Source organism: Bradyrhizobium cajani (genome assembly GCF_009759665.1).
In the GTDB taxonomy this organism is placed as follows: domain Bacteria; phylum Pseudomonadota; class Alphaproteobacteria; order Rhizobiales; family Xanthobacteraceae; genus Bradyrhizobium; species Bradyrhizobium cajani.
The window spans coordinates 19,186-33,027 of sequence record NZ_WQNE01000058.1 but is presented as its reverse complement, the minus strand read 5'-3'; the positions used below and the strand labels follow the sequence as shown (position 1 = coordinate 33,027).

Genomic DNA, 13,842 nt, shown 5'->3' with positions numbered 1-13,842 from the left:
CATTTCGACCTCTCCCCGCCGGCGGGGAGAGGTGAACTAACGGATGGGACATGACGCAATGACCGCAATGCTGGAGATGCGCAACGTCAGCAAGAGCTTTGCCGGTGTGCAGGCGCTGCGCGACGTCAACTTCCAGGTCGAGGCCGGGCAGATCCACGCCCTCGTCGGCGAGAACGGCGCCGGCAAGTCGACGCTGATGAAGGTGCTGAGCGGGGTCTATCCGCACGGCAGCTATGAAGGTACCATCGTCTTCGAGGGCGAGGAGCGGCGCTTCCGCGACATCAATGATTCCGAGGCGCTCGGCATCATCATCATCCACCAGGAGCTGGCGCTGATCCCGCTGATGTCGATCGCCGAGAACATCTTCCTGTCGCATCCGCCATCGAAGTTGGGGGTGATCGACCGGGATGAGGTCTATCGGCGCACGCGGGACCTGCTTGCCCAGGTCGGCCTGAAGGAATCGCCGGATACGCTGATCACCGATCTCGGCGTCGGCAAGCAGCAGCTGGTCGAGATCGCCAAGGCGCTCTCCAAGCGGGTGCGGATGCTGATCCTGGATGAGCCGACCGCGAGCCTCAACGAGGCGGACAGCGCCGCGCTGCTCGAACGGCTGATGAAGTTCCGCGAGCAGGGCATCGGCTCGATCCTGATCTCGCACAAGCTGAACGAGGTCGCCAAGGTCGCCGACCACATCACGGTGCTGCGTGACGGCCGCACGGTCGACAGCATCGATTGCCGTGCCGAGGCGATCCAGGAGGATCGCATCATCCGCAGCATGGTCAACCGCGACCTCGCTCACCGCTTCCCCGAGCGCAGCGCGAAGATCGGCGAACCCGTCCTCACGGTCGAGAACTGGTCGATCTATCACCCGATCCATCCCGAGCGGCAGGTGATCAAGAACGTCAATTTCAGCGTCAAGCGCGGCGAGGTCGTCGGCATCGCCGGCCTGATGGGCGCCGGCCGCACCGAATTCGCCATGAGCCTGTTCGGCCGCTCCTGGGGCACCACGATCAGTGGCTCTCTCCGGCTTGAGGGCAGGGAGATGGTGCTGCCGAGCGTCGCGGCCGCGATCGACGCCGGCCTCGCCTATGTCACCGAGGATCGCAAGCAGCTCGGCCTGATCCTTGCCGACGACGTGCGCAAGAACATCACGCTCGCCAGCCTCGATCAGGTCGCGCCCGGCCGCGTGATCGACGACATCGCCGAGCTGAAGGTCGCCAGCGACTACCGCAACCGGATGCGCATCCGCTGCTCCGACGTCTACCAGGAGACCGGCCAGCTCTCCGGCGGCAATCAGCAGAAGGTCGTGCTGTCGAAATGGCTGATGACCGACCCGAAGGTGCTGATCCTGGACGAGCCGACGCGGGGCATCGACGTCGGTGCCAAATACGAGATTTACTGTATCATCAACGAGCTGGCGGAGGCCGGCCGCGGCGTCGTGGTGATCTCCTCGGAGATGCCCGAACTGCTCGGCATCTGCGATCGCATCTGTGTCATGAACGACGGCGCCTTCGTCGGCGAGTTCAGGGGATCCGAGGCGACGCAGGAAAAGATCATGCGCGCCATCATGCGCAACGAGAGAAGCAACGGAAGCGGCGCTCATGCGGCCGCGGAGATGGGAGGATCGCAGCCATGACCGACAAGACGGTGTCGCTGCCCGAGGAGCGCCGGCACGGCAGCTTCATCAAGAACAATCTGCGCAACTACGGCATGCTGATGTCGCTGGTCGCGATCATGCTGTTCTTCCAGGTGATGACCGGCGGCACGCTGCTCCAGCCGCTCAACCTGACCAACCTGGTGCTCCAGAACAGCTACATCGTCATCATGGCGCTGGGCATGCTGCTGGTGATCGTGACCGGGCACATCGACCTCTCGGTCGGTTCGGTCGCGGGCTTCGTCGGCGCTGTCGCCGCTCTTCTGATGGTGACCTACAAGGTCGACTACATGTTGGCTTTCATTGCCTGCCTGCTGCTGGGCGCGGCGATCGGTGCGGCGCAGGGCTATTGGGTCGCCTATTTCAAGATCCCGTCCTTCATCGTCACCCTGGCGGGCATGCTGGTGTTCAAGGGCCTCGCGCTCGCGGTGTTGCAGGGCCAGTCGCTTGGGCCGTTCCCGGCGACCTTCCAGAAATTGTCGTCCGGGTTCATTCCCGAACTGCTGCCCGAGGCCGGCACGCTGCATCCGACGTCCATGCTGATCGGAGCGGTGCTCGCGCTCGGCCTCGTCTACGCCAGCGCCAAGAGCCGGTCGCGCGAGCAGGCGCATGGCATCGAGGTCGAGCCTTATGGTTTCTTCCTGGGCAAGAGCGTTCTGTTGGCCTGCGCCGTGCTCTACTTCACCTATCTGATCGCCTCGCATCGCGGCCTGCCGAACGTGCTGGTCATCATGACGGCGTTGATCGCGCTTTACGGCTTCGTGACCCGGCGCACCGTGATCGGTCGGCAGATCTATGCGGTCGGCGGCAACGCCAAGGCGGCAAGCCTGTCGGGTATCAAGACCGAGCGGTTGACCTTCCTCACCTTCGTCAACATGGGCGTGCTCGCCGCGCTCGCCGGCCTCGTCTTCGCCGCGCGCCTCAACACCGCGACCCCGAAAGCCGGCCTCGGCTTCGAGCTCGACGTCATCGCCGCCTGCTTCATCGGCGGTGCCTCGGCCTATGGCGGGGTGGGGCGCGTCGGCGGCGCAGTGGTCGGCGCCATGATCATGGGCGTGATGAACAACGGCATGTCCATCCTCGGCATCGGCATCGACTACCAGCAGGTCATCAAGGGCCTGGTGCTGCTCGGGGCGGTCTGCATCGACGTGTACAACCAGCGGCGCTAGCTCATCGAAGCGGTCCAAGAGGTCGCGGAGACGCGCAAATCTGCAGGCGTCTCCGCAGCAGACAATATCTTTGGAGGAAGGGCTTGGAGCCGTCCGGAAAGCTCGAATGGCGCGAGCGGCACGCTGAGACGCGGCATCGCGCCTCAGTTCAACGGATATCGTGGTCCTGGTTCTCTGCCGAGCTTCTGCGGTTTCCGCAAACGGAGCTGGAGTTTCGCGTCAGGGGAGATGCGGCCTTCCTCGCGCTGCATGATTCCGTTCGCTCCGCGGGAGAGACGACGATAATAGGAGGGAGCCCTTCAACACGAACCGACCTTCGAGACAGGTTGACGTTCGTGCCGGTCGGATCGTCGGTTCAGGGCTGGCATCGTGTCAACGGCGGCGTTGCGTCCGTCTTTGGGGTGCATCTCACCCCGGCCAAGTCGGTTCACGAGGCAGATGATATCTCGCAAATTCCGCCATCGCTTTACTTCGAGAACGACAATCTCAAGGCGACGCTCAAGAAGCTTCAAGGTGTCCTGGATGGCTCCGGCATCAACGACCATGCCTATGCGGAGACACTCGGGCTGTTGCTTCTGTGGGAGCTGCGGCACGCCGCTGATCCAAAGCGTTCGTCTCCGGGCCAGGTTCGGGGAGGGCTCACTGCGCGTCAGTTGAAGCGGGTTCAGGAATTTGTCGATGCTCGAATCTCGGCCGAAATCTCGATATCCGACCTGGCAGGCGTGGCGGGACTGAGCCATTATCACTTCATCAGGGCGTTCAAGGACGCCGTTGGACGCTCGCCCTACCAGTACGTCCTGTCGGAGAGAACCCGCCGCGCGAAAGAGCTGCTGCTCTCCGCTCCCGATCTCTCGCTCGCAGACGTGGCACTGGCCGCAGGATTTGGCGATCCATCGCAATTGAACCGGGTATTCCGAAAGTTCGTTGGTGTGACGCCGACGGTTTTCCGGCGGGAAGCCGGCTCGGGTCTTCCATAGAGTTGCATCACTCCCAATCAGTCGTGAGGCGTGCCAACCCCCAGCCGTTCGCCCATCAACACGAGTTCAGCCCGACTTCCAGCTTTCATCTTCTCCATCACGTTCTTGCGGTGGGCCTTGATCGTCCGTACCGTCGTCCCCAACTCGTCAGCCACCTGCCTGCTGGTCTTGCCTGCAACAAGAAACACAAACACCTGCCGCTCGCGCGGGGTTAAGCTTGCAAAGCGACTTCGCAGATCATCGAATTCGCGTTGGAGCGCAAGCGCTGACCGGTGACGCGCGAGAGCTCGCTCAATCGCGCCAAGGAGATCGTCCGATTGGACGGGCTTGATCAGGAAGTCTTCGGCGCCTGCCTTGATTGCCTTGACTGTGGCACTCACGTCGAAATAGCCGGTGAGAAACAGGATCGGGAGAGTCGAGCCACGTTCCAGCAAGCGGCTTTGTAGCTCCAGTCCACTCAAGACGGGCATCCGAACGTCGAGGAGAATGCAGCTGGGCTCGTTTTCGTTGGGCGGCTGCTCCAACACTTGCTCGGCCGATGCATAGGCGACCACACGATACCCGGCCTGCTCCAATTGCCGTTGGATCGCAGCTCGGAAGCAAGTATCGTCATCGACAATGTAGACGGTGGCAGACAACTGCTCTCCTGACACGGAAGGCGCTGCCCTTGTTCAGTCTTCACTGTCTCGTGCGCTCCTGGAGTCAGGTTTTTGGGTTCCCGCGATGGAAGTCAACGGCTTGATCTCTTTTCGCCGCAGGAATTGGTATTCCCCGCAATTTCTGACACTCTTTCGGGGTTAGCAATGCCTGCCCCGCGGATTACTGCGTGGTGAAGAGCACCATCGCGATCGCGACGGAGAGACTCACCGCCGATACGGTTGCCACGGTCGACAGCACGCCCATCCGCCTGAGTGCGATGGCAAACGCGATGATGATGGGCGTCGCTGTCATCAGTCCGATCTGTGCGTCGGTCATATCGTCTTCGCCGTTTCGTGGAACCGCCAATCTCGGCGATCTCTGAGTCGCCAGGTGCATCCAACCCTATGACGGCGGGGCGGCCGGGACGTTGCGGTAGCGCAAACACCCAGGGCCGGCCGCCTTCTTTGTCCGGCGTCAAATTCGGTGCCGCGCCGCCGAGGTATCTGTCGGCATCCTTGATTCGGAAATCAGATGTCGGCGGCGGATTGCGAACAACAGGAAACCGGCTGGGGTATCCTCGAAGACCTTCCCGGCGACCCCATGATCTGGGTGCTGATCTTCAGCGAGCTCGCCGCCTTCGGCCTGTTCCTCGGCGCGTTCATCGTCGCCCGCGCAATTCATCCCGCGATGTTCGCGGCCGGCCAGGCCACGCTCGACGCGCATCTCGCCGGGCTCAACACCATTGTCCTCGTGACGAGCGGCTGGGCCGCGGCGCGCGGCACGGCCGCCGCGCGGGCGGGGGACAAGCGCGCCGCGCGGGGCTGGCTGCTTGGCGCCATGGCGCTCGGCGGCGTCTTCATCGCGATCAAGCTGTTCGAATATGCCGGCGAGATCGGCCAGGGAATCGGCCTGGAGACCAGCTCGTTCTTCACCCTCTATTTTCTCCTCACCGGCTTTCATCTTCTGCATGTCGGCCTTGGCATCGTGATCCTGGCCGTGGTTTCCCGGGGTGCCGAAGCCGCGGGCGTCGAGACGGGAACTGCCTTCTGGCACATGGTCGATCTCTTATGGATCGTCATGTTCCCGATCATCTATCTGGTGCAGCCGTGATTCCGGATCGTCTCGACATCACCTGGATCGTGCTGATCGGCCTTGCGCTTGCGACCATTCTGGTGCCTCCGCTCGTGCCGCGCCCGCTGTTCGCCAACGCCCTGCTGCTGACGCTCGCCGCGCTCAAGGGCCGCCGTATCGTGCTCGACTTCCTCGATCTTCGGGCCGCGCCGGCGCTCTGGCGCGGCCTCGTGAGCGCGTGGATCCTCGTCGTGGTGCTGTTCGCCTGGCTCGCGTCCGCCGTCGTCGTCCTGATCTGACTGCGGCGGGGCGCATCGCTGCGCTCCTTGCGCTTCCTCAAAGAGCAGTGCGCGCCAATCGGCAATAAATCACAGCATCGGATTTTCGCACGACTCAAACCGGAAAGGATTGGCAATGGCTGAACGCCTGACCAAGTCGGCCGCTCGAAACGTCTTCTACGGCGGCTCGGCCTTCTTCTTCGCCATTTTCATAGGGCTGACGGCGCACAGCCATTACTACATGGTCACGAGTTCGACCGATACGACGGCGCTGACGTCGTCGGTCGCCCGCGGCAAGCATGTCTGGGAGAAGAACTCCTGCATCAACTGCCACACCCTGCTCGGCGAGGGTGCCTATTTCGCGCCCGAGGTCGGCAACGTCTGGGATCGCTGGGGCGGCAACGAGGATCCGGCCGGGGCGCGCGAGACGCTGAAGGCCTGGATGCAGGCGCAGCCTTCGGGCGCGCCGGGGCGGCGACAGATGCCGCAGTTCAACCTCACCGACCAGGAGCTCAACGACCTCGCCGACTTCCTGCAATGGACCAGCACGATCAAGCGCCAGGAATGGCCGCCGAACAAGGCCGGCTGATCACATCGCCTCGTGAATCCCTCAAGACAGAGAGCCTGAGATGAAATATCAGACCCAGAAAGTCGCGATGCTGTATTTCTACGGCGCGCTGACGCTGTTCCTCGCGCAGGTCGTATTCGGCCTGCTCGCGGGGACGATCTACGTCCTGCCCAACACCCTGTCGACCCTCCTGCCGTTCAATATCGTCAGGATGATCCACACCAACGCGCTGATCGTGTGGTCGCTGATCGGATTCATGGGCGCGACCTACTTCCTGCTTCCGGAAGAGACCGAGACGGAGCTGTACAGCCCGTTGCTGGCAAAGATCCAGTTCTGGATGTTCTTTGGTGCGGCAGGTGTGGCCGTGGTTGGCTATCTCTTCCACTACCATGAGGGCCGCGAGTTCCTCGAGCAGCCCTTCATCATCAAGGTCGGCATCGTCGTCGTCTGTCTGATGTTCCTGTTCAACGTGACGATGACGGCCCTGAAGGGCCGCAAGACCACGGTGACCAACATCCTGTTGTTCGGCCTGTGGGGCGTCGCGATCTTCTTCCTGTTCGCCTTCTACAATCCGGCGAACCTCGCCGTCGACAAGATGTATTGGTGGTATGTCGTCCATCTCTGGGTCGAAGGCGTCTGGGAGCTGATCATGGCCTCCGTGCTCGCCTACCTGATGATCAAGCTCAACGGCATCGACCGCGAGGTGGTGGAGAAGTGGCTCTACGTCATCATCGGCCTCGCGCTGTTCTCAGGGATTCTCGGCACCGGCCATCACTTCTACTGGATCGGCGCGCCCGGCTACTGGCAGTGGATCGGCTCGCTGTTCTCCACGCTGGAGGTCGCGCCCTTCTTCACCATGGTGATCTTCACGGTGCAGATGACCTGGAAGGCCGGTCGCAAGCATCCGAACCGCGCCGCGCTGTTGTGGTCGGTCGGCTGCTCGGTGATGGCGTTCCTGGGGGCCGGCGTCTGGGGCTTCCTGCACACGCTGTCCTCGGTGAACTACTACACCCACGGCACGCAGGTCACCGCCGCGCACGGCCATCTCGCCTTCTTCGGCGCCTATGTGATGCTCAATCTCTCGGTGATGGCCTATGCGATCCCGCAGCTCAAGGGACGCGCGCCCTATAACCAGTGGCTCTCCATGGCGAGCTTCTGGATCATGTGCACGGCCATGATGGTGATGACCTTCGCGCTGACCTTCGCCGGCGTGGTCCAGGTTCACCTCCAGCGCGTGCTCGGCCAGGGCTACATGGACGTGCAGGACCAGCTCGCGATGTTCTACTGGGTGCGGCTCGGCTCTGGCGTGTTCGTGGCGATCTCCGCGCTGATGTTCGTGTGGGCGGTGCTGGTGCCGGGCCGCGAGAAGCAGGCCACCATTCCGGCTGCGCTACAGCCGGCTGAGTAGTTGCAAATGGCGGCCGCGGTTCGCCGCGGCCGCCCGCTTCCTGGAAATTCCGGAGAGATGTCATGAAACCTGCCCTTCACACGGTGAACTCGGCCCCCCAACTGCCGGCCTATGTTCCATCCGGAAACGAATGCGAGCTGTTCGAGCACGCCTGGCGGCGCCGCCTGCCGGTGCTGCTCAAGGGCCCGACCGGCTGCGGCAAGACGCGTTTCGTCGCGCATATGGCGGCGCGGCTGGGACTGCCGCTCCACACCGTCGCCTGTCACGACGATCTTACCGCGGCCGATCTCACCGGCCGCTATCTGCTCCGCGGCGGCGACACCGTGTGGACCGATGGTCCGCTGACGCGCGCGGTGCGCGAGGGCGGCATCTGCTATCTCGACGAAGTGGTCGAGGCACGCAAGGACGTCACCGTCGTGCTGCATCCCCTGACCGACGACCGCCGCATCCTGCCGCTGGAGCGCACCGGTGAGGAATTGGTGGCGCCGAGCAGCTTCATGCTGGTCGTATCCTACAATCCCGGCTACCAGACGCTGCTCAAGGCGCTGAAACCGTCGACACGGCAGCGCTTCGTCGCCATCGAATTCGACTTCCTGCCGCCCGAGCAGGAGATCGCTGTCGTATCCGCAGAGAGCGGGCTGTCGTCGGAGCGCGTGCGGCCACTGGTGACGCTCGCCGGCCGGCTGCGCGCGCTGAAGGGACACGACCTGGAGGAAGGCGTCTCGACCCGGCTCGTCGTCTATTGCGCGACCCTGATTGCCGCGGGCACGCCGACCGCCGATGCCGTGCTCGCCGGCATGATCGAGCCGCTCACCGACGACGCCGACGTCAAGGCGGCGCTGCTCGACGTCGCGCGTGCCGTGATCGGGTGAGGGGCCGCTGCCATGCTCGACTTCCTCGAACTGGAGGAGACGGTTGGCCGCGCCTGGCACAGGATGGTCGGCGGCACGGCGAGCTATCCGGTTCATGAGGATCACGCCGTCACGCTGACGGAGGTGAAAGGCCGCCTCGCGGTGATGTTCCGCGCGTTCGGCGGCGAGACCGGCGTGCAGATCGCGAGCGCAGGTGCCCGAAGATCTGCCCACCGACTCGGCTGGCGGCAGCGCATCGGTCTCGGCGACGAGCGCCTCGAGCAGCCGGGGCGCGACGCCGCGACCATCTTCCTTCCCGACAGCATCGCGATCTTTCCCGACCGGGCGCTGAACGCGTCGCTCTATCGCTGGCTCGCGGCGTGGTTCGCGGCTGCGCCGGTCGCGGCGATCACGGAGACCGACCCGCTCAGGCGCGACCTTCTGGTGCTGCGCCGCGCCAGCGAGACTGCGGTCTGGGTGCTCGTGCAATTTCCCGGGCTCGTCACGGATTATGCGAAGCTCGCCGCGGCCACCGCCACGGCCCGGCCGCGGCGGCCCTTGCCGCGTATCGAGCAGGAGGTGGAGCAGATCGTCCTGGCGCTGCTCGGCGTCGAAAAAGCACCTGCAGGCAAGCTGTGGCGGGCGATGATGGGAACGGAGCCGCTGCCGGCCAAGGCGCCGCCGGGCTACCGTTCGATCTTGCCGTGTCCGCTCTGGGGCGATTGCTGGACGCGCGAGCTCTCGCCGGCACATGTGGGGGAAGATGAGCGCGCGCCGGGCGCGGAGGCTGCCGCCCCGGACGATCGCAAGCGCTTCGCCGTCCGCGAGCGCGAGGACAATGCCAATCGCCGCGATCCCTTCGTGCTCAACCGCTTCGAAAAGATCCTCGCCATGGCCGAGATGGTCAATGTCGATCGGCCCGCCGACGACAGCGAGGACGAGGACGCGCAGAAGGCGGCCGACGATCTCGAGGAGATCACGCTCAGTCGCCGCAGCGGCAAGCCCGCGAGCCGGTTCAAATTCGATCTCGACCTGCCGCCGGAAGCCCTCGATACGTCGCGCCTGAACGCGGACCTGACCTATCCCGAATGGGACTATCGCAGCGGCGCCTACCTGCCGGATCACTGCCGCGTGCTCGCGGCCGCGGCGTCCGAGCAAGGTGAGACCTGGGCGGCGAATGACGCCATGCGCCGGCACATTCGCCAAGTGCGCCGCCGCTTCGAAGTCTTGCGTCCGCGTCACGAATTGATGCGCGCCCAGGCCGACGGCCACGACCTCGATCTCGACGCGTTGGTCCGCGCGCGATGCGACCTCCGTGCCGGCAGCGGCAGCGGTCTCGACCGCATCCATGTCGCGATGCGTCCGCAGGGTCACGATCTCGCCGTCACGCTGCTCGTCGACGTCTCGCTCTCGACCGACGCCTGGATTGACGGTCATCGCGTGCTCGACGTCGAGAAGGAGGCGCTGCTCGTGCTCGCGCACGGACTGTCGGCCTGCGGCGACCACCACAGCATCCTGACCTTCACATCGCGCCGACGCTCATGGGTGCGGCTCGAAACGGTCAAGGCGTTCGGCGAGCCGATGAGCGGGGCGGTGGAGCGCCGCATCGGCGCGCTCAGGCCCGGCTATTACACGCGGATCGGCGCAGCCGTGCGCCACGCCTCGGCCGAGCTCGCGCGCCAGCCGCAACGCAAGAAGCTGCTGCTCGTCCTCACCGACGGCAAGCCGAACGACGTCGATCATTATGAGGGCCGGTTCGCGGTCGAGGACACCCGCAAATCGGTGCAGGAGGCGCGCCGGCTCGGCATCGCCGCATTCGGCGTGACGGTGGACGCAACCGCGCAATCCTATTTCCCCACCCTGTTCGGGCGCGGCGGCTACGCCATCGTCGGCAACATCAAGCGGTTGCCCGCGGCACTGCCGGCGATCTACCGCCAGGTGGCACATTGAGGCACGGTGGTGCCACCGGCGGTTTAGTCCGGCTGAGCTATTGCCCATGCAATGGGTATATGATCGAATGGCCGGATGGACCAAGGCCGGCCGGAACCCGATCTGATCATCTTCGACTGCGACGGCGTGCTCGTCGACAGCGAGCTGTTGAGCTGCCGCTGCCTGTCCGAAGTGCTGGCCGAGTTCGGCTTCGCGCTGAGCGAGGACGAGGCGCTCGAGCTGTTTCTCGGACGCAGCACAAAGGCGATCGAACAGCATTACCGCGATCTCGGGCAGGTCGTGCCGGACGGCTTCCTGCCGCGATTGAAGGCGCGCGTGCTCGAGACATTTGCCGCCTCGCTCGAGCCGATCCCAGGCGTGGGGGCGGCGCTCTCGGAGCTGACGGTTCCGTGCTGCGTGGCGTCGTCGAGCGATATCGATCGCGTATCGCTCTCGCTCGATGTCACCGGCCTCAGGCCGCTATTCGACAACCGTATCTATACGGCGCAGATGGTCAGGAACGGCAAGCCGGCGCCCGACCTCTTCCTTTATGCGGCTGAGAAGATGCGCGCATCGCCTTCGCGCACGTTGGTGATCGAGGACAGCGTCAGCGGCGTGCAGGCGGGGAAGGCGGCCGGCATGACCGTCTGGGGATTTGTCGGCGGCGGCCATTATCGCGCCCGCGACGGCCACGCTATATTGTCCGCCGCCGGGGCCGATCGGGTCTTCGGGCGCATGAGCGATTTCTGGAAGGGGGCATGAAGCCTGCCATGGCCGGCGAGAACGAGAAGTCGAGGCTCGACGATGCCGCGCGCGCCGGCTGGCTCTATTTCATTGCCGGCCACACCCAGGACGAGATCGCGAAGATGCTCCAGGTCTCGCGCGCCTCGGCGCAGCGGCTGGTATCGCTGTGCCTAGCCGAACGTCTCATCACCTTCCGCCTTGAACATCCCATCGCCGCCTGCATGGAACTGGCGGCGCGGCTGAAGCAGCGTTTCGATCTCGTCCATTGCGAGGTGGTGCCGGCCGATCCCGCGGCGCCGCAGGCCACCGCAGGCATCGCCGAGCGCTGCGCCAACCTGCTCGATTCCACGCTGCGCTCGGAGACGCCGGTCATCGTCGCGCTCGGCACCGGCCGCGCGGTGCGTGCCGCGGTCGAGCGCGTCACGCCGATCGACCGGCCCAATCACCAGATCGTCTCGCTGGTCGGCAACATCTCCGCCGACGGCTCGGCGAGCTTCTACGACACCGTCGGCCGGCTCGCCGACCGCACTGGCGCCCGGCACTATCCGATGCCGCTGCCGTTCCTGATGTCGTCCGAGGACGAGCGCAACAAGATGGTGCGCATCGAGCCGATCGCGAAGGTGAAGGCGGTCGCGGCCAAGGCGGACCTGCGCCTCGTCGGCATTGGCCAGATGGACCAGAAGGCGCAGGTGCATGTCGACGGCTTCGTCACGCGTGACGAACTGTTCGAGATGATGCGGCTAGGGGCCATCGGCGAGATCACCGGCTGGGCCTATGATTCCAAGGGCCGGCTGCTCAAGGCCGGCACCAACAGGCGCCTCACCAGCATTCCGCCGGAAGTTCCGGCGAAGACCACGACGATCGGTGCCGCAGTCGGGGCCGCCAAGGTGCCTGCGATCGCGGCGGCGCTGAACGGGGGTCTGATCAACGGCCTGATCACCGACGAGGCCACCGCGCGGGCGATTCTGGAGCGGTAGGCGTAAGTCGGCGCGGCGATGGCGCTACGCTCCCTCTCCCGCAGGCGGGAGAGGTGGAGCAAGCCGCCATACCTGTACACAGCATGACAAGTAACTCCCGCACCGCAGCACTCATAAGTTGCGGGAACGCTCCTCCAGCTGCTTGACAATCGTCCTTCCTTGCGTTGAACATACGCCCAACGTGTGGGCATATGCTCAAAACGCGAGCCAAGGGAGGTCACCGTGAAACATGTCCTGGGCGCCGTCTGCGGCGCGTCTTGCCTGCTGCTGGCCATCCCCGCGATGGCCGAAACGACACTGACGATCGCCACCGTGAACAATGGCGACATGATCCGCATGCAGGGACTGACCAGCGAATTCACCAAGAAGAACCCGGACATCACCGTCAAATGGGTGACTCTGGAGGAGAACGTGCTGCGCCAGCGCGTCACCACCGACATCGCCACCAAGGGCGGCCAGTTCGACGTGCTCACCATCGGCACCTACGAGGTGCCGATCTGGGCCAAGAAGGGCTGGCTGGTGCCGCTCGCCAATCTCGGCGCCGACTACGACGTCGCCGACCTCCTGCCCAAGATCAAGGATGCGGTCTCCGTCGACGGCAAGCTCTACGCCGCGCCGTTCTACGGCGAGAGCTCGATGGTGATGTACCGCACCGACCTGTTCGACAAGGCCGGCCTGAAGATGCCGGAGAAGCCGACCTGGGAGTTCGTGATCGACGCCGCCAAGAAGCTGACCGACAAGAGCGCTGGCGTCTACGGCATCTGTCTGCGCGGCAAGGCCGGCTGGGGCGAGAACATGGCGTTCCTCTCGGCCATGGCAAATTCCTATGGCGCACGCTGGTTCGACGAGAAGTGGGAGCCGCAATTCAACACGCCGGAATGGAAGACCACGCTCACGACCTACGTCAATCTCATGAAGGAGGCGGGCCCTCCCGGCGCGAGCTCCAACGGCTTCAACGAGAACCTGGCGCTGTTCAACGCCGGCAAATGTGCGATGTGGATCGACGCCACGGTCGCGGCGTCCTTCGTCACCAACCCGAAGGACTCCAAGGTCGCCGACAAGGTCGGCTTCGCGCTGGCGCCCAACACCGGGCTTGGCAAGAACGCCAACTGGCTGTGGGCGTGGAATCTCGCGATCCCCGCCGGCTCGAAGAAGACGGAAGCGGCTGAGAAGTTCATCGCCTGGGCGACGAGCAAGGACTACACCAAGCTGGTGGCGTCGAAGGACGGCTGGGCCAACGTGCCGCCGGGCACGCGCACCTCGCTCTACCAGAACGAAGACTATCTGAAGGTCGCGCCCTTCGCCAAGCTGACGCTGGCCTCAATCGATGCCGCCGATCCGAACAAGCCGACGGTGAAGCCGGTTCCTTACGTCGGCGTGCAATACGCCGCGATCCCGGAATTCCAGGGTATCGGCACCCAGGTCGGCCAGCAATTCTCGGCGGCGCTTGCCGGCTCCACCACCGTCGATGCGGCGCTCACCGCTGCGCAATCCTCCACCGAGCGCGAGATGAAGCGCGCCGGCTACATCAAGTGAACCCGGGCTCTTCCTCCTGAGCTCAGACTAGCGGCCATCCA

14 protein-coding genes are annotated in these 13,842 nt (G+C 64.6%); 12 read left to right on the top strand and 2 right to left on the bottom strand.

Annotated features, from left to right (window positions below; all coding sequences use genetic code 11):
• Nucleotides 1–58 precede the first annotated feature (58 nt).
• From mmsA to GPL20_RS36965, 3 genes are all read left to right on the top strand, one after another.
• Nucleotides 59–1,636, top strand: a complete 1,578-nt coding sequence (gene mmsA / locus GPL20_RS36975) for a multiple monosaccharide ABC transporter ATP-binding protein (RefSeq protein ID WP_157337398.1) — start codon at nt 59–61, stop codon at nt 1,634–1,636.
• The gene (gene mmsB / locus GPL20_RS36970; protein ID WP_157337396.1) at nt 1,633–2,823 is read left to right on the top strand and encodes a multiple monosaccharide ABC transporter permease; all 1,191 of its coding nucleotides are present in this window, start codon (nt 1,633–1,635) and stop codon (nt 2,821–2,823) included. Before mmsA ends, mmsB begins: the two co-directional genes overlap by 4 nt.
• Nucleotides 2,824–3,158: 335 nt before the next feature.
• The gene (locus GPL20_RS36965; protein WP_254126441.1) at nt 3,159–3,800 is read left to right on the top strand and encodes a helix-turn-helix domain-containing protein; all 642 of its coding nucleotides are present in this window, start codon (nt 3,159–3,161) and stop codon (nt 3,798–3,800) included.
• Nucleotides 3,801–3,817: 17 nt separating this feature from the next.
• Here GPL20_RS36965 and GPL20_RS36960 read toward each other — a convergent pair whose 3' ends face one another.
• Nucleotides 3,818–4,438 carry a response regulator transcription factor gene (locus tag GPL20_RS36960; protein ID WP_157337391.1) on the bottom strand — a complete coding sequence of 207 codons (621 nt, stop codon included), beginning with the start codon at nt 4,436–4,438 and terminating at the stop codon, nt 3,818–3,820.
• A 181-nt stretch (nt 4,439–4,619) separates the two neighbouring features.
• Nucleotides 4,620–4,775, bottom strand: a complete 156-nt coding sequence (locus GPL20_RS39120) for a hypothetical protein (RefSeq protein WP_167533368.1) — start codon at nt 4,773–4,775, stop codon at nt 4,620–4,622.
• Between the two features lie 195 nt (nt 4,776–4,970).
• Here GPL20_RS39120 and GPL20_RS36955 point away from each other — a divergent pair, with 195 nt between their 5' ends.
• The 9 genes from GPL20_RS36955 (at nt 4,971) to GPL20_RS36915 (ending at nt 13,801) form a co-directional block, all read left to right on the top strand.
• Nucleotides 4,971–5,549, top strand: coding sequence for a cytochrome c oxidase subunit 3 family protein (locus GPL20_RS36955; protein ID WP_157337389.1), 579 nt, complete (start codon nt 4,971–4,973; stop codon nt 5,547–5,549).
• Entirely contained in the window at nt 5,549–5,809 is a 261-nt protein-coding gene (locus GPL20_RS36950; protein ID WP_254126440.1) for a cytochrome C oxidase subunit IV family protein, read from the top strand. Before GPL20_RS36955 ends, GPL20_RS36950 begins: the two co-directional genes overlap by 1 nt.
• 115 nt (nt 5,810–5,924) lie before the next feature.
• Entirely contained in the window at nt 5,925–6,377 is a 453-nt protein-coding gene (locus GPL20_RS36945) for a c-type cytochrome (protein WP_157337385.1), read from the top strand.
• Nucleotides 6,378–6,417: 40 nt separating this feature from the next.
• Entirely contained in the window at nt 6,418–7,764 is a 1,347-nt protein-coding gene (locus GPL20_RS36940) for a cbb3-type cytochrome c oxidase subunit I (RefSeq protein ID WP_157337383.1), read from the top strand.
• 62 nt (nt 7,765–7,826) lie between these two features.
• The gene (locus GPL20_RS36935; RefSeq protein WP_157337381.1) at nt 7,827–8,636 is read left to right on the top strand and encodes a CbbQ/NirQ/NorQ/GpvN family protein; all 810 of its coding nucleotides are present in this window, start codon (nt 7,827–7,829) and stop codon (nt 8,634–8,636) included.
• A gap of 12 nt (nt 8,637–8,648) precedes the next feature.
• Entirely contained in the window at nt 8,649–10,565 is a 1,917-nt protein-coding gene (locus GPL20_RS36930; RefSeq protein ID WP_157337379.1) for a nitric oxide reductase activation protein NorD, read from the top strand.
• Between the two features lie 75 nt (nt 10,566–10,640).
• Nucleotides 10,641–11,306 carry an HAD family hydrolase gene (locus tag GPL20_RS36925; RefSeq protein WP_157337377.1) on the top strand — a complete coding sequence of 222 codons (666 nt, stop codon included), beginning with the start codon at nt 10,641–10,643 and terminating at the stop codon, nt 11,304–11,306.
• Between the two features lie 8 nt (nt 11,307–11,314).
• Nucleotides 11,315–12,265 carry a sugar-binding transcriptional regulator gene (locus tag GPL20_RS36920; RefSeq protein ID WP_157337402.1) on the top strand — a complete coding sequence of 317 codons (951 nt, stop codon included), beginning with the start codon at nt 11,315–11,317 and terminating at the stop codon, nt 12,263–12,265.
• A gap of 222 nt (nt 12,266–12,487) precedes the next feature.
• Nucleotides 12,488–13,801, top strand: coding sequence for an ABC transporter substrate-binding protein (locus GPL20_RS36915; protein ID WP_254126439.1), 1,314 nt, complete (start codon nt 12,488–12,490; stop codon nt 13,799–13,801).
• Nucleotides 13,802–13,842 lie beyond the last annotated feature (41 nt).